The organism is Methylobacterium sp. ARG-1 (genome assembly GCF_001262595.1).
Classification (GTDB): domain Bacteria; phylum Pseudomonadota; class Alphaproteobacteria; order Rhizobiales; family Beijerinckiaceae; genus Methylobacterium; species Methylobacterium brachiatum.
In genome coordinates this window covers 360,479-382,761 of record NZ_LHCD01000002.1, presented here as the reverse complement: position 1 = coordinate 382,761, position 22,283 = coordinate 360,479, and the positions used below count along the sequence as shown (strand labels likewise).

The following is a 22,283-nucleotide window of genomic DNA, read 5'->3' as shown; positions in this document are numbered from 1 at the left end:
GATTGGATTTCTCCGCATCAGACCCGCCGAACGGCCAGGGCTACGTCGGTGACGAATGGTGGTACTGCGACCTCGGTCAGAACGGAGCCGTCCGCAGTCACATGGTCCGTTCCGCATACAAGCCCTGCCTCAGTGGTCCAAGCTGTGACGGAATAGCGGCCCGCCTGCAGGCCGGGCAGCGAGAGGCGAGTTGCTAACGGCGACACGTCACCGCGCACTTGGCCGTTGGCTGCGAGGGCATCCGTCCTGAGGCACCAAACAACCGCCTGATCCGTGTCTCCGCAGGCGAAGACAGCGACACCCGACTGTTCGGTTCTAACCTCTTGGCTCAGGTTGCGCCGTCGAAAACAGCTCCAGTTGACCAGCGGTAGAAAGCCAGCGAGGCTGCGCTGAGCGGCACGCATCCCCGGCGTGAGGCGGTGTGGATGCCGGTTCGGCCAGCGCATCCCGCCACCCGCTCCTCCGCTCGCCAAATGTGCCCATTGCAGGTGGCGGAAGTATTCGTCGTCGAACGGCTCTGGCAGGGTGACGTGCCGATCCTTGAAGCTGTGGATCGGTCCGTGCTCGGTGTCGAGAAAAGGTCGGCCGTCATGGATCTCAGCCAGGCTCTCACGAACAATCCGCCCCATGGCGATCGCCGGGTCTACGGTGTTGCGCGGGTCGTCGATCGTACCGCTGGCGTAGATATGGATGGATGCAAAATCGAGGTTGGGGTGACGGAAGATCGGCTCGGCCATGGGCAGGTGCGGACGCCACAGGAGTTCGGGTCCAAACAGCGACACAGTTTGCGGATGGCTTCGCCCATAGAGCTTCGTTTCAAGGGCTCGAACATGCTGGCTTAGGTCGGCGATGAAGGGAGCAAAGCCGTCCGCGCCCTCCTCGGCATGAGCAGGGTGGATCTCATTCCAAAGATCCCAGCCAAATAGCACGCCTGAGCCGCCCCAGCGCTCCACCGCAAAGCCGAGCCGGTTCTTGATCGCGGCTCGCACTGCCTCGTCGAGAAGGAAGCGCGAGGGATGGGCGAGCGGTCCGCCGTTGCGCTGATTATAGGGATGATGGCGCCAGTGCAGCCACATCCAGAAGGTGTCGAAAGGGGTGAGCAGGATGCGCAGTCCCACCTTCTCGCAAAGGGCGAAGAGGTCGTCCCACAGGCGAACCATGGCGGGCGCAAACTGGCCGACAGGACGCTCGATGTAGCGGTGGCGCACCTGCGCATACTCAAGCATCAGGCGCAGACAGGTGACACCGTGCTCGGCCAAGTAGCGGAGATGGGCCTCCACACCGGGAAGGTCGCGGCGGCGAAACAGGCCAGCGAATTCGTCCCAGCTGATCGCGTCGTTCTGACCAACGGGCGTCCAAGGTGCGCCGGTCTCGGTTACGAAGTAGGGCACGCCAGGTTCTGCGACCTGGATCCAGGGTAGTGGCTGGAGTTCTCGAGAATGACTGCGGTCTGCGGTCCAGGTCGCCGCACCGCCGGACCTGAGGAAGCACGCGGCGCTGTCCGAGACGTCCAGGTCGGGATCATAGGCGCGGCGGTCGTGCTCGGTCATCAGACCTTCATCTCGTAGGGCCGTCGGCTTGTTCCGTACCCGTGCCAGAGAAGCGTGACCTTATGCAGCGATCCTGATGTCGCGATTTCGGAACCTACGAGTTGCACGAGTGCAAAGTGGTAGGCGCTGCAGAGCGCTTCAGCAGTCAACCGAACAAGGAGGGCCTGCCCTGTTCCCTTCAGAAGGCAAAGTCGAATTTTAAGGGCATCCTGCCGCCGAAGCTATTCCTGAGCACTCCCAACGGGTGCCATGCACCCAGCGCATAACTTCACGATGTTGGAGAACCGATTGTTTTCCAGACATGTTGTCCCAACAGTCAGGAACCCGACCAGACCCGCTCACATTTTGTCGGAAAAATTTGTTGGGCTTTCTAGCGTCGGTAAAACGCTCGGTCAGGCGTGCATGTCTGCTCTGAGCCACCGTTTGCCAGAAACCGGACCGGCAGCTATCGGCCATGACTACGCCATGCCGGATCGCCAATGGGTGCAAAACCGGCCATTCGACTTTGCGCCCGTCCCGGCCATTCGGAGCCGAAAAACAACATTTCCCAAGCGGACCTCAAGGCTTCAGTCACTCTCGGCAACCTCAGTTCGCGACGGCGCGAGGCCGAAAAGGCACTGCGCGGCGACCAGACCGAGGACTGCGAGCACCCGTTCTAGGGTGTGAACCGCACCAAGCTGTTGCAGGGTTTGTCGTTTTGTGATTCCAGGCGGCCGTTTTGCGGCCTGGAGGTGGCGATGGCGGACCTGTTCTGGCTCTCGGACGAGCGTGGGCGGTGATCGAACCGTTCATGCCCAGGGCTCAACCCGGACCCGAGCGGAGGGACGACCGGCAGATCTTCTCCGGCATTCTGCACGTGCTCACCTCGGGCTGCCGCTGACGCGACTGCCCAGCGGAGTATGGGCCGCGCACCACCGTCTACAACCGGTTCAGCAGGTGGTCCCGCCGCGGCTTCTGGAAGGCCATGCTGGCGGATCTGGCCAAGGCCGGGTGGGCAGGCGACGCAGCCGCCCTCGATAGCACCTATGTGCGGGCCCACCGCGCCGCGCACGGCGGCAAAGGGGGGCGAAAGCGCAGGCCATCGGGCGCTCGCGCGGCGGCCTGACGATCAAGATCCACGCGCTCACCGATGTCCTCGGCCGCCCCGGCGTCCTGCTGCTGACGCCCGGCAACGCCAGCGACGTGACGACTGCGCCGGCGGTGTTGGCCGAAGCGCCCGGCTGGATCCGGCGTCTGGCTGCCGACAAGGGCTACGATGCCGACTGGCTGCGCGCCGACCTGCGAGCGCAGGGCATCACGTCGGTCATCCCGGGTCAGCGCGGTCGCAAGCGAGGCATCCGCCACGACAAGCGGCGCTATCACGAGCGCTGGCGGATCGAGGCCAACTTCAATCGCCTCAAAGACGTCCGCCGCGTCGCGACCTGCTACGACAAGCTCGCCCGCAACTATGCCTCAGCCGTCGCCCTCGCCGCCGTCATCGCTTTCTGGTGCTGATCGAGTCCAGACCCTAAGGCCGTGCTGCCGGGCATGCGCACGGCCGCGGGCACATAGTCGACGTGACGTCCATGGGCGGGTTCATCACCATGCCGGGCATCCCCTACTACTGCGGCAGCAAGTTTGCCCTGGAGGGGATCCCGGAGGCGCTCGCCAAGGAAGTGGCGGCTTTCGGGGTGCACGTCACGGCCCTGGCGCCGGGCTCCTTCCGGACGGACTGGGCCGGCCGTTCGATGATCCGCTCCGAGCGCAGCATCGCCGACTACGACGCGCTCTTCGATCCCATCCGGGAACGCCGCCGGGCCGTGAGCGGCAAGCAACTTGGCGACCCGGCGAAGGCGGCGGCCGCGCTCATGCGGCTGGTCGAGATGGACGAGCCGCCGGTCCGCCTTCTCCTCGGCAGCGACGCCCTGAAGCTCGTCCGGGACAAGCTCGCCGACATGGCGCGCGAGATCGACCGCTGGGAGGACCTGACCCGGTCGACGGACGGTGCCTGAGCCGCTCGGACCCGGCCGGATCGCAGGCGACGTGGCCGCCCAACGCGAAGTCCACTGCCGCGGCGGCGTGGATGGCGGTGCTGTCGAAGCCCGGCAGAGGCGTGCCGGCCGGGTCGAGGATCATGCCGCCCTCCGTGCAGCCGAAGATCAGGCTGTCCGCGCCCTCAGCCTTTGCCTGAGCGACGAGGCCGATCAAGGCGTCCCGCGAGCGGTCGAGCACCTTCCCGACGCACAGATCGTCGAAGATGATGTCGTGAGCGAGCCTGCGCCCGTCCGCCTCGGGGGTCACCACCGCGATGCCGTGGCGCGCCATCCAGGCCTGGTAGAAGCCCTGCTCCATCGTGGAGAGGGTAGCCAGGAGCAGAGGGCGGGCGGCACCCGGCGGCCCTGAGGCGCTCGGCGGTGACGTCTATGACGTGGAGGAACGGTACGCCCACCGCCGCCTCGATGGCCGGGTCGACGAGGTGCATGGTTACGGCGCAGACGACGATGCACTCGGCATCGGCCGTTTCCAGCGCCCGGGCTGCCTCGCCGAGGTGGTGGCCGGCCTCGTCCCATCGGCCCGCCCGCTGCATGTCGAGCACGGGCTGGAAGTCCACCGAGCGCGTCAGGATGTCGGCCGAGCGCCAGCCGCCGAGGCGCTCGCGCACCGCCTCGTTGATCATCCGGTAGTCGATGGCGGAGCTCTCGAAGCTCATCGCGCCGAGAAGACCAATCCTGCGCACGCCGTCGCTCCGTGTTCCAATCTCATCCGGCCCGGGGCGCCAGCCTCACCGGAATGGGACGACCCGCGACAGAAGCGTCTCGACGATGACGGCGAAGCGGCGCGGGTCCCGAAATGCACGGGCGGACAGCATCGCACCGTAGACGGCTGACAGGAAGGCGTCAGCCTCCTCCCCGGGGGGGCCGACCAGCGTCACGTTGCCCTGCCGCAGTCCGAGCACGAAAAGGTCCGTCAACCACCCCTTCAGCTCGACGAAGAAGGCACCCACGGCTTTCGCGACCTCGTCGGGCAGGCCCGGCAGCTCGGCCGCAAGCATCGCCGCGATGCAGAAGGGCGCGGAACCGTCGAGGATGCAGCGCTCCCAATAGCGAGCATAGGCACGCAACTGCTCCGCCGCGTCCGGCTCGCTCTCCTTCAACGCCGCCACCTGCGCCCGGATGCCGGCGCGCGAGCGCTCGACAACCGCCGTCGCGAGGTCGCTCTTGGCCGCAAAGTGGTGATGCACGTTGGCCTTGCTGATCCCAACCGTCGCGGCGATGTCGGCGTAACTGAAGCCGTTGTAGCCGCGAACCATGATGAGGCTGTGGGCCTCGTCCACGATCCGTTCCGCCGTCGTCATGCCCAAGCCTCTCACTGACTGACTGGTAAGTAACCGCTTGCGTCCGGCCCGACAACCGCCTAGCTTGAGCTGACCGATCAGTTGGTAAGTTGAGATTGAAGATGGCTTCTCGGGCTTACGAAGACGATGCAGCGATGCCGGCCGCGACCGACGGATCGACTGCGCTCAGGAACTACTATTACCTGCGGGCCGGCGTTTCGGCGGCCTGGGTCACAGCGGCGTTCACGGTCGGCACAGCCTCGCCGACGGCCGGAGCCGCGTTGCTCGTCGCCTATCCGGCCTGGGATGCGTTCGCCAATTGGGTCGACGCGCGCCCAAGCGGTGGCCTCGCGCGCAACCCGACGCAGCTCGTCAACGTCGCGGTGAGCGGGATCGCCGCGCTAGGCGTGGCGGCAACGCTCGGCAACATGAACACGGTGCTCGCTGTGTTCGGGGCATGGGCCATCTTGGCCGGACTGCTGCAACTCGGGACCGGGGTGCGACGCTGGAAGGCATATGGCGCCCAGTGGGCCATGATCCTGAGCGGGGCGCAGTCGGCGCTCGCCGGCGGGCTGTTCATCAAGCGGTCGCTCGGCACCGACATCCCGGGCGTGGCCGACGTCGCCCCATACGCCGCGGTGGGCGCCTTCTACTTCCTCGTCTCCGCCCTTCTCCTGACCTTTCGCCGCAAGGCGGCCTGAGCTGCGTCGGTTCGGGAGGGCGGAATGCGACGGCCATGGCCGCGACGCGCGGGCGCGACACCGTAGCCGCCCCAAAGGCGTTCAACCGCCTCCCGCCGCAAATTCCAATCCGTCCGTGGTCCGCTCTTGTGCATGCGCAGCTCATTGACGGGGTGCGCGACTTGACGGGGTGCGCGACGCCTCCTCACCCACCACCGCTGAAAGTAAAGGCCCGTCTTGATGCCGGAGCTAACGTCTGGTCGAACCCGAAAAGCCCCGTGGGAGGCCTATCTGCATGTGCTGCATGCCCTGATGCTCCGTGACATACGCACGCGCTTCGGCGCCTCGCTCTGGGGTTACGGCGTCGTGGTGCTCTGGCCATGCGTGCATGTCTTCGCGTTGATCGCGATCTACACCTTCCAGAAGGTTTCGGCACCGCTCGGCAGCGACCGGGCCTTGTTCTTTGCGACGGGCGCGGTTCCGGTCCTGGTTTTCCAATATATATCTCGCGAGGTCATGAAGTCCGTCATCATAAACCGCCCATTGACATACTATCCGCAGGTCAAGCTTTTCGATTTGATTTTGTCCCGCGCGCTGGTAGAGATCGTGACCGGCTTCTTGGCATTGATCATTGTTGTATCTGTCTTGACAATCATCGGAACTGATCCGGTCCCTCCGGCGCCTCTTACGGCGGTCGGGGGTTATCTTGCCGCTATCATGCTCGGCATCGGCGTAGGTACAATCAATGTTGCCATAACAGGATTCTTTCCTGGTTGGTTGATTGGCTATGCCTTGTTCAGCATCATCCTCTACGTCTCCAGCGGCGTGTTGTTCCTGCCGAGCTTCCTGCCTGAGATGATCTATGGATGGCTCAAGTACAATCCAGCTCTACAGCTTGCCGAATGGGTCAGATCTGCCTACTACCCGGACGCCGGCCTGCAAGTTGATCGTCTGTACGTTCATACGTTTGCAGCGACATGTGTTGGAATCGGCTTGTTTTTTATCAGGCATGTCGTGTCGAAACGGCAGGGCTGAACCTCGAAAGTCTGCTCATATTCTGATCCAGGTGTATCTCAGTGACTAGGACCGCGATGCGCAAACGCGCCGGAGTTTTGACGTCTTCATCACTTTGGTCAGGATTCAGCGCGAGATTTCCAGTTTTGTGATACTCCCACAGGCTCGAAAGTCATACCAAAGGGCGGAACAACCTCGTGGGGTCGGATCGATCTTGAGGCTTCTCTGGCGGCCGTGAGTCATCGCCCGACAGCACATCATGCGGTCGCGTTCACGAGATGGCCCGATACGGTCGAGATGAACGCACGAAGACGCCGAAGACGCCGTAAATCCCGGTGGTATCCCATCCAGATATCACGCGCTGGCGGCTGCGTCGGCAGTTCCAGCCTGCGGATACCCGGGATCTGGTTGCCGACCACGCAGGGCAAGACAGCGATGCCGACGCCTTGCTTGCACATGCGCCCTTGAACGTTGCGGTTGTTCGATCGCAGGACCGGTGTTGCGTTGGGAAAACTCTCAATAAGCCACGCGATATCAGGGAAGCGACCCGTGGATGTTTCATGGGTAATCAGCCGGAAACCACTCCCATCGCCGTATTCGGGATCAGGCGCCTCCTCGGCGATGTAGACGCCGTATTCAAGCCTGAAGAGTCGCCGCTGAACGACATCGGCAGCGTTGAACGGAACGATACGAAAGGCGACGTCGGCCTCCCGCTGGGCGAGGTTGAACAGGCGCGTGCCGGTCAGGATTTCGACGTCGACATTGGGGTAGGCCTTCGAGAAATCCGCCAGGATGGGCGGCAGGACATAGGCCCCGAACCAGTCCGCTGATGAAATGCGCAGATTGCCTTTGAGGTTCTGCTCCTGCCCCGCGAGCCGGCGCTCCATGGCCAGCGCGCCTTCTTCCATCTGCTCCGCCAGCGCGATGATCCCGTGCCCCTCTTCGGTCAGGATGAGACCGTCCGCCGTCCGCTGGAAGAGCGTGTGACCGATCGCCTGCTCAAGCGCGCGCAGACGCCTGCCGACGGTCGGATGGCTGGTCTGAAGAGCGCGCGCGGCGCCGCCGAGCGTGCCGGATCGCGCGACAGCGAGAAAGATTCTGACGTCACTCCATTCCATTGTGGCACCCGTTCAAAACTGAACGCTAGGAATACATTTTTGTCACTTCAAGAACAAATTTGATCATGTAGGTTCCTGCCGAGATCTGAAGGCGCAGGTCTGAGCCCAATGATCGCTCAACAGCCTGCGTCCGATCCCGCGCACAGCTCTCATTCGAACGGCAGGAGATGAATCATGCAGATCGGATTCATCGGTCTCGGCAGTATGGGGGCAGCCATGGCCCTGAACTTGGTGAAGGCAGGCCATGAGGTGCGGGCCTGGAATCGTAGCAGGGTCGCCGATGATCGCGTTCCTGGGATAACGCTGGTCCCGCGCGCGGCGGATGCATTCCAGGCTGACGCAGTCTTGACGATGCTGTCCGACGATCCTGCCATTCGGGAGGTCATCCTGGATGCTGATCTGCTCGCAAGCGCGCGACCAGGGATAACCCATGTCGTCACATCGACGATCTCGGTCGCTTTCGCGCGAGAACTGGAGCTGCGGCACAAGGAGGCGGGTCTTAGTTACGTGTCCGCGCCCGTGCTCGGGCGGCCGAACGTAGCGGCGAGCGGCCAGCTCAACATCCTGGCAGCTGGGAAGGCCGATGCGATTGCCGCGGTCGAGCCGTTGCTCGCTTCGATCAGCAAGAAGGTCTGGACGTTGGGGGAGGATCCAGCGCGCGCGAACGCCGCCAAGATCGCCTGCAACATGATGATCGCCATGGCGATCGAGGCGATGGCCGAGGGTGTCGTGCTGACCGAAAGCGTCGGTCTCGACCGTGCGGATTTCTTGGAACTCATCCTGGCCACCCTTTTCTCGGGCCGCGCCTACGAGAGCTACAGCACGCAGCTCACGAACCGATCATTCGAGCCCGGCTTCAAAGCCAAGCTCGCGCTCAAGGACATGCGCCTGGCGGCCGAGGCCAGCAGACAGATCGGACGCACGCTGCCGATGCTTGACGCTGTCCGCGAGGGACTCACCAAAGCTGTGTCCGCGGGCCTCGGCGAAAAGGACTGGTCAATCATCGCCGCCATGACGGTGCGCGACATCACGATCGCCACCGGTCCCGACCGGCGCTGAGCGCTGGCCGCGCGATCTGTTCAGGTGTCAACATCGATTGGGACGCGATCATGATCGCAACTCTGAAGGGATTCACCCAGCAGCTGGTGCCGGTAAATGGCATCACGATCAACGCCGTGACCGGAGGTTCAGGGCCACCGCTCCTCCTCCTTCACGGCTGGCCGGAAACATGGTGGGAATGGCACCACGTGATGCCGCTGCTGGCCCAGCATTTCAGCGTGGTGGCCATGGATCTGCGCGGCGCGGGCTTTTCCGACTGCCCGCTCGACGGCTACGACAAGGCGTCGATGGCGCGCGACGCGCACGAGGTCATGGTTGCCCTTGGGCATGAAGGCTATGCCGTGTGCGGACACGACATCGGCGGCATGGTGGCCCTGCCGCAGGCGGCCCTTTATCGAGAGGCGGTCACGCATCTGGCCGTCCTCGATGTTCCGCTGCCCGGCTGGACCGGGTGGGAGGCGACGATCGCGAGGCTCTGGCACTTCAACTTCCATATGAACCGGGATCTACCTGAGCGCCTGATCCATGGCCGCGAGTACGACTATGTTTCGACCTTCATGGCTGAGCGGTTCTACGATCACAGCACTTTCAATCCAGCAGACATCGAGATCTACGCGAAGGCGATGGCGCTGCCTGGCCGCACCCGCGGCGGGATGGAATGGTATCGTACCCTCGCCGCCGACCATGCGGCCGCGCGCGAGTACAAGAAGCAGCCGCTCGAGATACCGGTGCTCGGTCTCGGCGGCGATCAGCGCTTCGGTGCGCAAATGGTGCCGATGCTTGAAGAATTCGCCATCCATGTGAGCGGCAGCGCGATTGCGCGGTGCGGCCACTATGTCGCTGATGAGCGGCCGGATGAAGTCGCGGCCGCTCTGATCGATTTCCTCAAGGCCAATTGAAACGCTGCGCCCGTGCCGTCGTGGGCCGGGCAGATCGCGATTGATCGATCAAGCAAGGAAAAGTCTCATGACCGCACCTGTCATTCGCGGCGTCAATCATATCGGCATCACGGTACCCGACATCGAAGCAGCAAAATCGTTCCTGGTCGAAGCTTTTGGCGGCCAAGTGATCTATCAGTCCTTCGGGCCGCAGGATCCACCACGGCAGGGACCCGAATTCGAGCGGGCCGTCGGCGCATTCCCGAGAACCGTCGTGCGTGGGCAGACGATGGTCAAGATCGGAACGGGACCCGATATCGAGCTCTTCGAAATGCACGGCCCCGAACAAGCCCAGCCGGTCCGAGCCAGCGACTTCGGCATCACCCACATTGGTCTTTATACCGACGACATCGACGCCTCGGTTGAGCGCTTCGAAAAGGCCGGCGGGACCGCCCTCACCGCGCCACGCGCGATCCCCTATGCGACCGAGAAAGGTCCGGGAAACAAGGTCTGCTACTGCCGTATGCCCTGGGGCACGACCGTGGAATTCATCACGACGCCAGACCGCATGGCTTATCATGACCAGACTGATCTTCGCAGATGGCAAGACGAGAATTGAGTTGCGAAAGAGCGGTTCGCATCGGGAACGGCTTCCCCGAGCTCGTATGCGTTGAAGCGACGTGCGAGTGGCTTCTGGGGTTTGCGCTGGGGAAGGCGCTTCTGCCCGTGCCTACAGCCACAGCCAGCATGTCCGCGTTCTGGACGTCGCGGGCGCCGGCCTGTCACGTCGGGCTGCTGCAGCCCACCAACTGGGTTGGCATCACCGAAGTGATCCGCTGAGCGACTCATATGACGAGCACGGCAGACAGCAGCTCGGCGTAAGGGTCGCCAGCCCAGCTCCAAGCTCGACACGCACGCCGTAATCCTGCTCGCTCCACCCGATCCTCTGCGCTCTCCCGGCACGCCAAGGCTGAAGACTGTCGCGGGACTCAAGGCTGACCATTGAGGCCAGGATGATTCACCCTTGCCGGTCCTGCACATCGCTGGCTCGGCCGGGGCGGATCGCAAGCTCCTCGTCCTATCTACTCTGTGATGCTCGTTAGGTCACCGAGCCAAGTTCGCATCTGACCTTGATCCGGCGAGCATCTGAAAAACAATCGCTTTCAGAATACGTCAGCCTCTACCTTCGCGACCCACTTGGGTCAGCAGCAGCAATGTGTCGGCTTGCGAAGGCGCACGACGCAACGACTGGAGATGACCGCTAAGCCATGACGAAGTGCCCTCCCGATGGCCTGCACCCGTCCCGTGCCCGAGTGTTGCGCGGCGGTTCCGTCCTGTCGATCACGCTTCTGGCGGCGGGCTGCATGGCAACCGATCGCGATACTGGGGCAATCGCGAGCGTCGCGCCGGTGCATCCGAGCTTCCTCGCCATGTACGCCGCGAAGCCCACCGAGCGCTTCCCGCTACCGGCGACCGACGTCAGCGGGGTCGATCCGCACTACTTTCGTCAGGAGATCGCCTACCCGCGCAGCGAGCCGCCGGGTACCGTGGTCGTCGATCCGGGCAACAAGTTTCTCTACCTCGTGCGCGAGAACGGCAGGGCCCTGCGTTACGGGGTGGGTGTCGGCAAGTCCGGTCTCGCGTGGAATGGGACCGCCGAGATCAAGCGCAAGGCAGAATGGCCGCGCTGGACGCCAACCGCCGACATGATCCGGCGCGAGCCCGAGCGTAACGGCCCTTGGCGCAACGGCATGGCGCCGGGCCTAACGAACCCGCTCGGCCCGCGCGCGCTCTACCTGTTCGACGGCGACCGGGACACTCTCTACCGCATTCACGGCACGACGGAGCCGCATACCATCGGCATGAACGTCTCGTCCGGGTGCATCCGGATGTTCAACCAGGACGTCATCGACCTCTACGAGCGCGTGCCCGTGAACACCAAGGTCGTGGTGCTGCGGCCCGACGAGCATGTGGAGCCGCTAGAGGCCTTCGCGACAGCCCGCAAAGAAGAGAGACCGGACGCGGGCTGAGCGGACGAAATCATGCGGAGCCGCCAGCGCTCGGCGAACCGAATTCGGCGGACATCTCACGAGGCGCCGCTTCGTGAATGCGCCAACGTCATCCTCTGTGGCAGCCGGGGGTGAGCAGAGGTATGACGGTTTTTGCAGCCGCCCTTCTCCCAAGCGGCCGTTCCGCTTTCGGCTAAACTAGGTCACGCAAGATCGCCGCTACACGTGAAACCGGACGTTCGGTTTCGCGCCCCATCCGGTCTTCCACGGCGTTGCCGGCGGATCCCGAAAGCGGACCTCCGGGCTGCAAACCCACCTCGGCCATTCAGGTAGCTCTCGTCTTTGCCCGAAAGCGGACCCCGATGTGCTGCTTTTGTTACATCCTGAGCCATAGCCCATCAGATGCCGACTCAATCTCAAACAGACGGAGGGCACGAAACGACCAGCCCGGTGAGACGGAGCCGTCCCGGAGATCGAAGGAGGCGAGATGCCGTGGGCAGAGCAGCCGTCCAGCGACGCATCGGCCGAGACCCAGATCCGCCCCCTCGTGGGGGCAGGCCCGCTCGGCAGCGACGATCCGCTCGCCGTCCCGCACAAGAAGGAGGTGGTGTCCGCCAACGGTGATCGGCACCAGAGGCCGGCCAACGAGAAGGTCGTGCGGGCCGAGGTAAATCCGCTCGGGCCGCTCCGCCTCAACCACCGAGATAGGCGTCCCGCACATGCGGGTCCGCGATGAGAGCGCGCCCCGTTCCCTCGCGCACGGTGCGGCCAGTCTCCAGGAGGTAGGCGTAGTCGCAGAGTTCGAGGGCCGCGAAGGCGTTCTGCTCGACGAGCAGAACAGTCGTGCCCGCGTCGCGGATCGCCCCAATCACCACGAACATCCGCTCGACGATGTTGGGGGCTAGTCCCAGGGACGGCTCGTCGAACAGCACGAGCTTTGGGCGCCCCATCAGCGCGCGGCCGATCGCCAGCATCTGCTGCTCTCCGCCCGAGAGCGTGCCGGCCGCTTGGTCACGGCGCTCCGCGAGGCGCGGGAACTCCCCGTAGATGCGGTCCAGATCCGCCGCGACCGCCGCCCGGTCGCGGCGCAGATAGGCGCCCATGGCGAGGTTCTCGGAAACGGTCATCTGCGGGAAGACGCGCCGCCCCTCCGGACAATGGGCGATGCCCGCTGCTAGGATCCGGCGGGGCTCCGCGCCCCCAATGTCCCGCCCGGCGAACCGGATCGCGCCGGAGCGCGGCGATACGAGGCCGGAGATCGCCCGGAGCGTCGTGGATTTGCCGGCCCCGTTGGCGCCGACGAGGGCCACGAGCTGGCCTTCGCGCACGTCGATTGTTAGCCCTTTAAGCGCGGTGACCTGGCCGTAGCCGCAGACGAGGTCGCGGATCTCAAGCATGGGCCGCCTCCTGAACCGCGGCGGCGGCCTGCCGGGCGGCGCTGCCCTGGCCGAGATAGGCCTCGATCACCGCCGGATCGGTGCGGATCCGCTTCGGCGGCCCCTCGGCGATCAGGCGGCCGTAATTGAGGACGACGATGCGGTCGGAGACCTCCATCACCATCGGCATGTCGTGCTCGACGAGCAGGATGGTGATGCCGCGCTCGCGGATCTGCCGGATCAGCCGCACGAAGACCCGCGTCTCGGAGGCGTTCATCCCCGAGACCGGCTCGTCGAGGAGCAGCATGGCGGGCTCGGTGGCGAGCGCCAGGGCCACGCCGACGAGGCGCTGCTCGCCATAGGCCAGGGCACCGGCCTTCTCGTGCGCTCTGGCGGCGAGCCCGACCCAGTCGAGGAGCGCCGCGGCGCGGGCGCGCAGCTGCCGCTCGCCGGCCCCCGCGCGGCCGAGGAGCGCGTCGAGCACCGGCGCGCGGCCCGCCGCGGCGCCCATCTGGTGCAGGCCGATCATCACGTTGTCGAACACCGTGTCGTCCGGGAAGACGCTGGTGCGCTGGAAGGTGCGGGCGAGGCCGAGCCGCGTGATCGCGTGCGGCGGCAGGCCCTTCAGGGACGTGCCGCGGAAGCGGACATCGCCCTGGCTGGGCTTGAGGAAGCCGGTCATCACGTTGAAGGCCGTCGTCTTGCCGGCCCCGTTCGGGCCGATCAGGCTGACGATCTCGCCGGCCTGGACGTCGAAATGCAGGTCCGCGATGGCGACGAGGCCGCCGAAGCGGACGCCGACATGCTCGACGGAGAGGATCGCGCTCATCGCTGCACCGCCGGATTGGCCTCGAGGACGGGGGCGGCCGGGGCCGGCCGGCGGCCGAGCAGCGCCGCCAGGCCCGGGACGATGCCCCGCGGCATCACGAACAGGATCACGATCAGCACGAGGCCGTAGACGATCCACTGCGCCTCCGGCGCCATGACCGGGCGGAGCGCCACCGGCAGCAGGCCGAAGATCAGGCCGCCGACGACCGGGCCCATCAGGGTACCCTTGCCGCCCGCCACCACCATGATGACCATGCTGACCGTGGTGGCGAACAGGAACACGTCGGGATCGATGATCCGCAGGTAATGGGCGTAGAGGCTGCCGGCCGCGCCGGCCATCGCGGCCGAGATGACGGCCGCCACCGTCAGCGTGCGGGTGGCGTTGATGCCGACCGAGAGCGCCAGCGGCTCGTTCTCCTTGAGGCCCCGCATCGCCCGGCCGAAGCGCCCGCCGACCAAGCGGGCGATCACGGCGTAGCAGAGCGTCCCCACGGCCAGAACGAGGTAGTAGTTCTGGAGCTTGGTCTTGAGGGTCCACATCCCGAGGCCCGGCAGGCCGAGGGTGAGGGCCGGGATGTTGGTCAGCGCCAGCGGCCCCTGGGTCAGCTCCACCCAGTTGAGCGCCACGAGCCGCACGACCTCGGCGAACGAGATCGTCACGATCACGAAGTAGGCGCCCCGCACCCGGAAGGAGAGCCGCCCGATCAGGTAGCCGCAAGCGCCCGCCGCCGCCGTCGCCAGCAGGAGGCCGACGACCGCCGGCCAGGGCTCGTGGACCGCGCGGATCCCGAAGCCGAGATCCACGTCGAAGCCGAGGCTCGTCAGCGCGCTGACATAGGCGCCGATCCCGAAGAACGCGATGTGGCCGAGGCTGAGCTGCCCGGTGAAGCCCAGGAGCAGGTTCAGGCTCATGGCGCCGATCGTCAGGATGCCGGTCACGATCAGCGCGTTGAGGAGGTAGGGGTTGGCGCCGAGCCCCAGGGGCAGGGCCACGAGGCCGGCGAGCAGGGCGAGGGGGAGGAGCCGGTTCATCCGATGCGCTCCGCCTTCGCGAACAGCCCGGTGGGCCTGTAGAGCAGGACCGCGATGATGATCAGGAACCCCATCGCGTCCCGGTAGCCGGAGGAGACGTACCCGGCGCCCAGCTCCTCGGCGAGCGCCAGGATGAAGCCGCCGATCGCCGCGCCGGTGACGTTGCCGAGCCCGCCCAGGATGACGATGGCGAAGGCCTTGAGCTCGGCGAGGCCGCCCATCTGCGGGAACACCACGTAGACGGGACCGAGGAGCGCGCCCGCCGCCGCCGCCAGCGACGAGCCGAGGGCGAAGGTCGCGGTGTAGATCCGGCGGACGTCGACGCCCATGAGCGCCGCCGTGTCGGAATCCTGGAAGGCGGCGCGCATGGCGAGCCCGAGCTTGGTCCGGTTGATCAGCGCGTAGGTTAAGGCGATCAGCGTGAGCGCCGCGCCGAGCACGAACAGCCGCAGCCAGGAGACCGAGACCGGGCCGATCTGGAGCGGCGCTTCGGGGAAGGGCGACGGGATCGCCTTGGCGACGCCGCCGAAGGTCCAGAGCGTGCCCGATTGCAGGATGATGCCGGCGCCGATCATCACCAGCATGGTGGTGTCGATGTCCGAGCCGCGGAACGGGCGCAGCAGCAGCAGCTCGATCGCGGCCCCCAGCAGGAGCCCCCCGAGGACCGCCACCGGCAGCGCCAGGAAGAAGTTCAGCCCCAGCGCGGTGACCGCGAGGTACATGACGTAGGCGCCGACCGTGTAGAGCGCGCCGTGGGTGAAGTTCACGACGTTCATGATCCCGAAGATCAGCGTCAGGCCGATCCCCAGCAGCGCGTAGGTGCCGCCTAGGATGAGCGCGTTGACGAGGTGCTGGATCAATTCGTTCACGGGCCGCCTCCGAGGATGCGCCCCGGCCCGGAGGCCGGCGGGCGCGTGAAGGGACCGGCGTCAGAGCGCCGGTCCGCGGGCGCTCACAGCGCCGGCACGATCACTTTCCCGTCCTTGATCTCGATGAGGTAGACGTCGGGCTTGCTCTGGCCGCTCTCCTTCCCGGCGGGGCCGGCCTTGGCGAAGCGGATCGGGCCGTTGAGCCCGACGAAGTCGACCGACCAGAAGGCCTTGGTGATCGCGGCCGGATCGGCCGAGCCCGCCTTCTCGATGGCGTGGGCGATCGCGCGGATGCCGTCGTACCCGCGAAAACTCTCGGTGACGCCGGCGAAGTCGAAGCCGCGCTTCTTCCAGGCGCCGATGAAGGCCTCTGTGGCCTTCGGGTCCGGCGTCTTGTCGGGCGACCATGGCAGGAAGGTCGTGAGGTGCATCGTGCCGTCGGCTGCCGCGCCGGCCTGGGCGATGATCTGGTCCGGGTTCTGGGAGCCGCCGGTGGTGATCACCCGCTTCTTCAGGCCGAGCGCCGCCATCTGCTTGAACAGCAGCACGAGCTGATCGACGGAGCTCGTGATCATGATCGTGTCGGAATCCGACGCCTTCAGCTTGGCGAGCTGGGCGCTCATGTCCTGCGCGCCCTGGTCCATGGTCTCGACGAGGCCGACCGCGACGCCCTTGTCCTTCAGCATCTTGCCGAAGTCGGTCGCGGCGCCGCGGCCGAAATCGTTGTTGAGGACCAGGAATTCGACCTTCTTCATCCCCAGGCGCGCAACCATCGGCGCGAAGGTCTCGGCCTCGAGCGACGAGGGCGGCGAGATCCGGAACACGTAGGGATTACCGGAGGTCGTGATCTTGCCGGACGAGGAGGTCTCGACCAGCATCGGCGTCTCGTAATCCGCGAGCTTGGGCATGACCGCGAGCGTCAGGCTGGAGCCCCAGGCGCCCATCATCACCGGGGTCTTGTCGCTGGTGATCAGCTTCTCGGCGACCGCGGCGGCCTCGGTCGGGTTGCTCTTGTTGTCCTCGATCACGAGTTCCAGTTTCTTGCCGAGAACGCCGCCCTTGGCGTTGATCTCGTCGGCGGCGATCTTGGCGCCGTTCACCACGTAGGTGCCGGACGCCGCGAACGGCCCGGTCAGGGGCTCGTTGACGCCGATGCGGATCGCGTCCGCCCGGGCGCCCGTCGCCGTCAGCGCCAGCAGGATCGCGGTCGTGAGGGTGAACCTGCCAAGCATTCGCGTGTCTCCGGTGGATTGAGGCGGGAGGGGATCAGGCGCGGCCGAACCACGCCGCGAGGCGCGCGCGGGCGAGGCCGAGGAGCAGGCGGAGCGGGTCGAGGCCGGCGGGCGCCGGCGCCGCGACGCCCGAGAGCCGGGCATCGAGGTTGCGGCAGAACTCCGCCGCGATGCGGCCGGCGAGGTCGCGCACGAGGCCGGGGCGACCGAACTGCGCCAGCGGCCCGGTCAGGGTGTAGCCGACGTCGAGCGCGACCCGGGCGGTGCCGGGCGTCGGCCCAACCTCGACCCGGTAGCGGATCCGGCCCTCGGTCGCCGAGCGGCCGCCCGCGTCGCTGCCGGCCCCGTGGACCGCGCCGGTCCGCGCGGCCTCGTCGCGCGCGAGGCGGGCACGGCCGCGGAACGTCGCGGCGATCGGCCCGATCCGCACCTGCAGTCCGCCCTCCACCATGTCAGGGGTGGGCTGCGCCGTCAGTACGGCGCCCGGCAAGCAGGCGGCGACCGCCGCGATGTCGCCCAGCAGCGCGAAGACGGCCTCCGGCGGGTAGGCGAGGTCGAGCACCTGCGTGAAGCTGTGGGCCGGGACGAACGCGTCGGACAGGTCCGCAACCGCCGCGGGTGCCGCCGGGGCGATCCGGTCCGCCGGCGGATCCAGGGGCGCGACCGTCGCGTCGCCGACCCGGGCACCGACCGGGCCGAGGGCGCGCGCCGCGCCGGTCTCCGGGGGGATGCCGCGCGCCCGCCGCGCGGCGATGACCGCCATCACGGCCCGGACGATGCCGGCATAGCCCGTGCAGCGGCACAGGTTGCCCGAGAGGCCGACCCGGATCCGCCGCTCATCGGCCTCGGGCAGCCGGAGGACCAGATCGCGGGCCGCCACCAGCATCCCGGGCGTGCAGTAGCCGCACTGGAGCGCGTGCTCGCGGTTGAAGGCGGCCCGCAGCTCGCCCGCGATCGCGTCCGTATCGAGACCCTCGATCGTGGTGATCGCGGCGCCCGCACAGGCGCCCGCGAAGGTCAGGCAGGCGCGGGCGGGCTCGCCGTCGAGCAGGATCGTGCAGGCGCCGCAGACGCCGTGTTCGCAGCCCAGATGCGTGCCGGTCAGGTCGAGCCCGTCGCGCAGCACGTCGCCGAGATGGCTGCGCGGCTCGGCCGCGACGCGCACGGCGCGGCCGTTGACCGTCAGCGCGACGGCCATGCGGGACGGCCCGGGTTCGGCCAGCGCGGCGCTCATGCGGCCTCCGGAAGGGTCTTGGATCGGGGACCGGGCTCGGCCGCCGCGGCCACCGCGCGGGCCAGCACCGTCACGTGGACGTGCCGCTCGACCGCGTCGGCCATCCCGGCCTCCCGCAGGATCTGGTCCGCCGCCCCGGCGTCGAAGCGCGCGGCGAAGTCGGCGCCGATGTGGCCACCGAAGAGCGGGCGGGCATCGGCCAGGAGCACGGGCGGCCCCTCGACCGCGCCGATCACGGCCCGGCCCCGGCCCGCGCCGGGTTCGAGGCGCACCGCCCCGATGGCGTGGGCGAACTCGCCGATCTTCGCGCAGTGCTTGACGTAGCCCCAGGCCGCGCCTGCCGGCAGCGCCGGCACGCGCACCGCGACCAGGATCTCGTCCGCACCGAGGGCGACCGCGAGGGCGCCGGTCACGAAGCGCTCCACCGGCAGGGTGCGGCGGCCGGTCCGCCCCGCGATCTCGACCTCGGCGCCGAGGGCCGTCAGGGCGCTGACCCAGTCGGCGGCCGGGTCGGCGTGGACGAGGCTGCCGCCGATCGTGCCGCGGTTGCGGACCGGCCGGTAGGCGATCGCGGCGGCGACCCGCCGCAGCGCGCCGCCGGTGAGGTCCGGGACGCGCCCATCCTCGATGTCGGCGTGGGTCACGCAGGCCCCGAGGACGAGCGTGTCGCCCTCGACCCGCGCGGTCCGGAGCTCGGGCACGCCGGTAATGTCGAGGATCAGGACGGGCTCGACGAGGCGCAGGTTCAGCATCGGCCCGAGGGACTGGCCGCCCGCGATCAGCTTCACGCCGGCGGGGGCCTCGGCGAGGCGCGCCAGCAGCGCGGGCAGGCTGTCGGGGCGCTCCCAGGCGAAGGCGGCGGGCTTCATGCGGCCTCCCGCGCGGTCTCGGCGGGCCTCCGGGCGGCGAGCACCGCCTCCACGATCCGCCGGGGGGTGACGGGCGCGTGCAGCAGCTCGACGCCGAGCGGCGCCAGCGCGTCGTTGACGGCGTTGGCGAGCGCCGCCGGCGGCGCGATGGCGCCGCCCTCGCCGATGCCCTTCTGGCCGAAGCGCGTGTAGGGCGAGGGCGTCTCCATGTGGTCGATGCGCGCCATCGGCACGTCGGCGGCGCCGGGCAGGAGATAGTCGGCCAACGTCGATGCCAGCGGCTGGCCGCGGCCGTCGAAGCGCATCTCCTCGAACAGGGCCGTGCCGATGCCCTGCGCGAGGCCGCCGTAGATCTGGCCGTCGACCACGAGGGGGTTCACCAGCGTGCCACCGTCCTCGACGATGACGTAGTCGAGGATCTCGACCGCCCCGAGATCGGGATCGACCGCCACCACGGCCGCGTGCGCCGCGTACGAGAAGGTGCCGGAATCGCGCACCGGCTTGTAGCCGGCAGTGACTTCGAGCCCGCCCGGATCGGTGTCGGGCGCGAGATCCTGCGGGCGCCGGTACCAGGTGCAGGCGATCGCCTCCAGCGGCACGTCGCCGGTGGGGCCGACGACGTGGCCGCCCTCGAAGCGGCAGTCCTCGGGCCGCGCCTGGAGCAGGTGGGCGCCGATCCGGATCGCGCGCGCGCGCAGCTCCTCGCAGGCCGCCGCCACCGCGCCGCCCGCCATCACCATGACGCGGGAGCCCCAGGACCCGGTCGAGTAGGGGGTCATCGCGGTGTCGCCGTGGACGAGGCGGGTGCGCGCCACCGGGACGCCCAGGATCTCGTGGGCGACCTGCGCGAGCGTCGTCTCCAGGCCCTGGCCGTGGGAATGGGCGCCGATCCGCAGCTCCAGACCGCCGTCCGGGGTCAGGCGGGCGCTAGCCTGCTCGTGGCCGGGGACCATCGGGATCCCCCAGCCGGAATAGACCGAGGTGCCGTGCGCGGCTTGCTCGCAGTAGATCGAGACGCCCAGACCGATCCGGCGCCCGTCCGATTCGCCTTGACGCTGGCGGGCGCGGATCGCCTCCACGTCGATGGTCGCCAGAGCGCGGGCGAGCGCCTCCGGGTAGTCGCCGCTGTCGAAGTGCTTCTTCGTGATGTTTTCGAACGGCATCTGCTCGGGCCGCACGAGGTTCTTCTCGCGCACCGCCTCGGGCGGGATCCCGGCCGCGCGGGCGACCGCGTCGAGCACGAGTTCCAGGGCGAAGCAGACGCCGGTGCGCGCGACGCCGCGGTAGGGCAGGATCGGGCACTTGTTGGTCGCCACCGACCACGTGCGGCAGCGATAGGCCGGGAAGTCGTAGGGCCCCGGCAGGATGCTGGCGACCTGCGCGGCCTCCAGGCAGGCGGAGAACGGGTAGGCCGAGTAGGCACCGGAATCGACGGTGGCTTCGCAGTCGATGCCGCGCAGCGTCCCGTCCCGCTCCGCGTAGGCGGTGAGGCGGTAATGGTGCTCGCGGCAATTGGCGTTGGCGGTCAGGTGCTCGCGCCGGTCTTCCAGCCAGCGGACCGGATGGCCGCAGCGGAGCGCGAGCCAGGCGAGGGCCACGTCCTCGGCGAGCAGGATCGCCTTGTAGCCAAAGCCGCCGCCGACATCCGGCGAAACGATGCGGATGCGTCCCTGCTCGATCCCGAGGCATTCGGAGAGGCCGTTGCGCACGATATGCGGCATCTGGCTCGCGGTGTGGACGACGAGCTGGTCGAGGCGGTGATCGAGCTGCACCACGGTGCCGCGGCCCTCGATCGGCGCCATGCACTGGCGCCCCGTCGAGATGGTTCGGCTGACCCTGATCGGCGCGTCGAGGGCGCTCTCGATGCCGACGTCGACCAGGGTCTCCAGGAAGACGTTGTCGCCCCAGTGCTCGTGGACGAGGGCGGAGCCCGGCGCGCGCGCGGCCAGCATGTCGTGGACGGCGGGCAATTCCTCCAAGTCGAGCACCACGGCGGCGGCGATGTCCTCGGCCTCGGCGCGGGTCGGCGCGACGCACATCGCGACGAGCTCACCCACTTGCCGGACCTTGCCGGTGGCCAGCACCGGCTGCTCGGAGACCTTGAAGCCCGGTAGCCCCGAAACGGCGCGGATCGGCAGCACCCCGTCGAGGTCGGCGGCGGTGAAGACGCGGTCGCGATAGGCCTCCGGGACGTGGATGGCGCGGATCCGGGCATGGGCGAGCGGGCTGCGCACGAAGGCGACGTCCTGCATCCCCGGCAGCCGGAGATCGCCGACATACTGGCCGCGCCCGCGCATCAGGCGGTCGTCTTCCTTGCGGGGCAGGGGCGCCCCGACACCCTCGCGGCTCATCGGATGCCTCCGAGAAGATCCTGCGCGGCGCGGACCAGGAGGCCCTCGGGCCGGCGGAACCCGTCGAGGATCGAGAAGTGGTCGGCGCCCGGCACCGGCAGCAGCGCGCCCGGCGCGTGGGCGGCGCTGCGCAGGGCGTGGAGGTTGCGCGCGTCGCGGACGAGGGCGGGCAGCTCCCGGCTGCCGTAGGCGAGCGTCATGGGCTTGGGCGTGACCGGTAGCCGCAGGGGCGACAGGGTCTCGATCTCGGCGTCGCTCAGCCCGAGCTTCTCGTTCAGGTAGGTCTCGCGGATCGGCGCGAGGTCGTAGACGCCGGAGATCGCCAGGACCGCGGACACGGCGGCATGCCCGAGATGGAGCGCGGCGAGCTGCGCGCCCGCGGACCAGCCCGCCAGGACGATCGGCCCGCCGATCCCGCGCGCCGCGCCATGGTCGGCGAGCCAGTCGAGGGCGGCCCCGATCTCGGCGACGATGCCGGCGAGGCGCGCCTCGGGCGCCAGGGTGTAGCCCGGCATCGCCACCGACCACCCGGCCGCGTTCATCCCCTCCGCGAAGCACGCGAAGTCGGCCCGGGCGTTGCGCTGCCAATAGCCGCCGTGGACGAAGACGAGGCAGGGGGCCTGCGCGTCCGCCGCAGGGTAGAGGTCGAAGGCCGTGCGTTCGCCTGGGGCATAGGGGATGTCGAGCCTGGCGGGATGGGCGGCCCGGTACGTCGCGGAGGCCGCGTTGCGGGTCGCGACCTGGGCCGCGCTGTCGGGCACGCCCGCGTTGTTGTCGTAGCAGGCGCCCCGCGCTGCGAAGTCCAGGCTGGCCCAGCGGCGGCGCGGATCCGGCGGTGTCGGGTCGTCGAGGACGAAGGCGGGCACCGGCG

At 67.9% G+C, this 22,283-nt stretch carries 19 protein-coding genes and 3 pseudogenes; 8 read left to right on the top strand and 14 right to left on the bottom strand.

Going from position 1 to position 22,283, the window contains the following annotated elements; translation table 11 throughout:
- Positions 1 to 17: 17 nt before the first annotated feature.
- Entirely contained in the window at positions 18 to 1,550 is a 1,533-nt protein-coding gene (locus AKJ13_RS03625; protein ID WP_050732113.1) for a hypothetical protein, read from the bottom strand.
- A 737-nt stretch (positions 1,551 to 2,287) separates the two neighbouring features.
- On the opposite strand from AKJ13_RS03625, the pseudogene AKJ13_RS30200 reads away from it, so the two are divergent.
- Positions 2,288 to 3,044 (top strand): annotated as a pseudogene (locus tag AKJ13_RS30200) (IS5 family transposase).
- Positions 3,045 to 3,059: 15 nt separating this feature from the next.
- A pseudogene (locus AKJ13_RS03615) lies at positions 3,060 to 3,541 on the top strand (SDR family NAD(P)-dependent oxidoreductase); the annotation flags it as partial.
- 40 nt (positions 3,542 to 3,581) lie between these two features.
- Here AKJ13_RS03615 and AKJ13_RS30195 read toward each other — a convergent pair.
- Positions 3,582 to 4,239, bottom strand: a pseudogene (locus AKJ13_RS30195) (amino acid racemase); the annotation flags it as partial.
- A gap of 72 nt (positions 4,240 to 4,311) precedes the next feature.
- Positions 4,312 to 4,884 carry a TetR/AcrR family transcriptional regulator gene (locus tag AKJ13_RS03600; RefSeq protein ID WP_050732109.1) on the bottom strand — a complete coding sequence of 191 codons (573 nt, stop codon included), beginning with the start codon at positions 4,882 to 4,884 and terminating at the stop codon, positions 4,312 to 4,314.
- A gap of 134 nt (positions 4,885 to 5,018) precedes the next feature.
- On the opposite strand from AKJ13_RS03600, the gene AKJ13_RS03595 reads away from it, so the two are divergent.
- Positions 5,019 to 5,564 (top strand): hypothetical protein, encoded by a 546-nt coding sequence (locus AKJ13_RS03595; protein WP_050732108.1) that lies wholly within the window; start codon positions 5,019 to 5,021, stop codon positions 5,562 to 5,564.
- 219 nt (positions 5,565 to 5,783) lie between these two features.
- On the top strand, positions 5,784 to 6,578 hold the full coding sequence (locus AKJ13_RS03590; protein WP_050732107.1) for an ABC transporter: 795 nt from the start codon (positions 5,784 to 5,786) through the stop codon (positions 6,576 to 6,578).
- A gap of 236 nt (positions 6,579 to 6,814) precedes the next feature.
- On the opposite strand, the gene AKJ13_RS03585 is transcribed toward AKJ13_RS03590, so the two are convergent.
- Positions 6,815 to 7,675 carry a LysR family transcriptional regulator gene (locus tag AKJ13_RS03585; protein WP_050732106.1) on the bottom strand — a complete coding sequence of 287 codons (861 nt, stop codon included), beginning with the start codon at positions 7,673 to 7,675 and terminating at the stop codon, positions 6,815 to 6,817.
- 174 nt (positions 7,676 to 7,849) lie between these two features.
- Between AKJ13_RS03585 and AKJ13_RS03580 the strand changes: the two genes are divergently transcribed.
- The 4 genes from AKJ13_RS03580 to AKJ13_RS03565 all read left to right on the top strand — a co-directional run bounded on the left by AKJ13_RS03580 (position 7,850) and on the right by AKJ13_RS03565 (position 11,642).
- Positions 7,850 to 8,734 (top strand): NAD(P)-dependent oxidoreductase, encoded by an 885-nt coding sequence (locus AKJ13_RS03580; RefSeq protein WP_050732105.1) that lies wholly within the window; start codon positions 7,850 to 7,852, stop codon positions 8,732 to 8,734.
- Positions 8,735 to 8,784: 50 nt separating this feature from the next.
- A complete protein-coding gene (locus tag AKJ13_RS03575; protein ID WP_050732104.1) occupies positions 8,785 to 9,633 on the top strand; it encodes an alpha/beta hydrolase in 849 nt (282 codons plus the stop codon).
- A gap of 67 nt (positions 9,634 to 9,700) precedes the next feature.
- Positions 9,701 to 10,231, top strand: coding sequence for a VOC family protein (locus AKJ13_RS03570; RefSeq protein ID WP_050732103.1), 531 nt, complete (start codon positions 9,701 to 9,703; stop codon positions 10,229 to 10,231).
- Between the two features lie 745 nt (positions 10,232 to 10,976).
- Positions 10,977 to 11,642 carry a L,D-transpeptidase gene (locus AKJ13_RS03565; protein ID WP_244471504.1) on the top strand — a complete coding sequence of 222 codons (666 nt, stop codon included), beginning with the start codon at positions 10,977 to 10,979 and terminating at the stop codon, positions 11,640 to 11,642.
- Positions 11,643 to 11,997: 355 nt separating this feature from the next.
- Here the strand turns inward: AKJ13_RS03565 and AKJ13_RS03560 are convergent, their stop codons facing one another.
- From AKJ13_RS03560 to AKJ13_RS03515, 10 genes are all read right to left on the bottom strand, one after another.
- Positions 11,998 to 12,342, bottom strand: coding sequence for a Rieske (2Fe-2S) protein (locus AKJ13_RS03560; RefSeq protein ID WP_082316847.1), 345 nt, complete (start codon positions 12,340 to 12,342; stop codon positions 11,998 to 12,000).
- Positions 12,314 to 13,018: an ABC transporter ATP-binding protein gene (locus AKJ13_RS03555; RefSeq protein ID WP_050732101.1), complete on the bottom strand. Its 705-nt coding sequence runs from the start codon at positions 13,016 to 13,018 to the stop codon at positions 12,314 to 12,316. Before AKJ13_RS03555 ends, AKJ13_RS03560 begins: the two co-directional genes overlap by 29 nt.
- Positions 13,011 to 13,826, bottom strand: coding sequence for an ABC transporter ATP-binding protein (locus AKJ13_RS03550; RefSeq protein WP_050732100.1), 816 nt, complete (start codon positions 13,824 to 13,826; stop codon positions 13,011 to 13,013). Before AKJ13_RS03550 ends, AKJ13_RS03555 begins: the two co-directional genes overlap by 8 nt.
- Complete coding sequence (locus AKJ13_RS03545) at positions 13,823 to 14,857, bottom strand: branched-chain amino acid ABC transporter permease (RefSeq protein ID WP_050732099.1); 1,035 nt, start codon at positions 14,855 to 14,857, stop codon at positions 13,823 to 13,825. Before AKJ13_RS03545 ends, AKJ13_RS03550 begins: the two co-directional genes overlap by 4 nt.
- A complete protein-coding gene (locus AKJ13_RS03540; protein ID WP_050732098.1) occupies positions 14,854 to 15,726 on the bottom strand; it encodes a branched-chain amino acid ABC transporter permease in 873 nt (290 codons plus the stop codon). Before AKJ13_RS03540 ends, AKJ13_RS03545 begins: the two co-directional genes overlap by 4 nt.
- Before the next feature lie 83 nt (positions 15,727 to 15,809).
- The gene (locus tag AKJ13_RS03535) at positions 15,810 to 16,958 is read right to left on the bottom strand and encodes an ABC transporter substrate-binding protein (protein WP_050732097.1); all 1,149 of its coding nucleotides are present in this window, start codon (positions 16,956 to 16,958) and stop codon (positions 15,810 to 15,812) included.
- 34 nt (positions 16,959 to 16,992) lie between these two features.
- Positions 16,993 to 18,192, bottom strand: coding sequence for a 2Fe-2S iron-sulfur cluster-binding protein (locus AKJ13_RS03530; protein WP_050732096.1), 1,200 nt, complete (start codon positions 18,190 to 18,192; stop codon positions 16,993 to 16,995).
- The gene (locus AKJ13_RS03525; protein ID WP_050732095.1) at positions 18,189 to 19,061 is read right to left on the bottom strand and encodes an FAD binding domain-containing protein; all 873 of its coding nucleotides are present in this window, start codon (positions 19,059 to 19,061) and stop codon (positions 18,189 to 18,191) included. Before AKJ13_RS03525 ends, AKJ13_RS03530 begins: the two co-directional genes overlap by 4 nt.
- Complete coding sequence (locus AKJ13_RS03520) at positions 19,058 to 21,412, bottom strand: xanthine dehydrogenase family protein molybdopterin-binding subunit (protein WP_050732094.1); 2,355 nt, start codon at positions 21,410 to 21,412, stop codon at positions 19,058 to 19,060. The genes AKJ13_RS03525 and AKJ13_RS03520 overlap by 4 nt, the downstream gene beginning before the upstream one ends.
- Complete coding sequence (locus AKJ13_RS03515; RefSeq protein ID WP_050732159.1) at positions 21,409 to 22,278, bottom strand: alpha/beta hydrolase; 870 nt, start codon at positions 22,276 to 22,278, stop codon at positions 21,409 to 21,411. The genes AKJ13_RS03520 and AKJ13_RS03515 overlap by 4 nt, the downstream gene beginning before the upstream one ends.
- Positions 22,279 to 22,283 lie beyond the last annotated feature (5 nt).

What these genes read in the sequence shown, in the direction of transcription:
- AKJ13_RS03525 (WP_050732095.1), bottom strand. Translation starts at nt 19,061, where the DNA reads ATGAAGCCCGCCGCCTTCGCCTGGGAGCGCCCCGACAGCCTGCCCGCG.
- AKJ13_RS03535 (WP_050732097.1), bottom strand. Translation starts at nt 16,958, where the DNA reads ATGCTTGGCAGGTTCACCCTCACGACCGCGATCCTGCTGGCGCTGACG.
- AKJ13_RS03570 (WP_050732103.1), top strand. Translation starts at nt 9,701, where the DNA reads ATGACCGCACCTGTCATTCGCGGCGTCAATCATATCGGCATCACGGTA.
- AKJ13_RS03600 (WP_050732109.1), bottom strand. Translation starts at nt 4,884, where the DNA reads ATGACGACGGCGGAACGGATCGTGGACGAGGCCCACAGCCTCATCATG.
- AKJ13_RS03550 (WP_050732100.1), bottom strand. Translation starts at nt 13,826, where the DNA reads ATGAGCGCGATCCTCTCCGTCGAGCATGTCGGCGTCCGCTTCGGCGGC.
- AKJ13_RS03585 (WP_050732106.1), bottom strand. Translation starts at nt 7,675, where the DNA reads ATGGAATGGAGTGACGTCAGAATCTTTCTCGCTGTCGCGCGATCCGGC.
- AKJ13_RS03530 (WP_050732096.1), bottom strand. Translation starts at nt 18,192, where the DNA reads ATGAGCGCCGCGCTGGCCGAACCCGGGCCGTCCCGCATGGCCGTCGCG.
- AKJ13_RS03565 (WP_244471504.1), top strand. Translation starts at nt 10,977, where the DNA reads ATGGCAACCGATCGCGATACTGGGGCAATCGCGAGCGTCGCGCCGGTG.
- AKJ13_RS03575 (WP_050732104.1), top strand. Translation starts at nt 8,785, where the DNA reads ATGATCGCAACTCTGAAGGGATTCACCCAGCAGCTGGTGCCGGTAAAT.
- AKJ13_RS03580 (WP_050732105.1), top strand. Translation starts at nt 7,850, where the DNA reads ATGCAGATCGGATTCATCGGTCTCGGCAGTATGGGGGCAGCCATGGCC.
- AKJ13_RS03520 (WP_050732094.1), bottom strand. Translation starts at nt 21,412, where the DNA reads ATGAGCCGCGAGGGTGTCGGGGCGCCCCTGCCCCGCAAGGAAGACGAC.
- AKJ13_RS03595 (WP_050732108.1), top strand. Translation starts at nt 5,019, where the DNA reads ATGCCGGCCGCGACCGACGGATCGACTGCGCTCAGGAACTACTATTAC.
- AKJ13_RS03590 (WP_050732107.1), top strand. Translation starts at nt 5,784, where the DNA reads ATGCCGGAGCTAACGTCTGGTCGAACCCGAAAAGCCCCGTGGGAGGCC.
- AKJ13_RS03625 (WP_050732113.1), bottom strand. Translation starts at nt 1,550, where the DNA reads ATGACCGAGCACGACCGCCGCGCCTATGATCCCGACCTGGACGTCTCG.
- AKJ13_RS03560 (WP_082316847.1), bottom strand. Translation starts at nt 12,342, where the DNA reads ATGTGCGGGACGCCTATCTCGGTGGTTGAGGCGGAGCGGCCCGAGCGG.
- AKJ13_RS03555 (WP_050732101.1), bottom strand. Translation starts at nt 13,018, where the DNA reads ATGCTTGAGATCCGCGACCTCGTCTGCGGCTACGGCCAGGTCACCGCG.
- AKJ13_RS03545 (WP_050732099.1), bottom strand. Translation starts at nt 14,857, where the DNA reads ATGAACCGGCTCCTCCCCCTCGCCCTGCTCGCCGGCCTCGTGGCCCTG.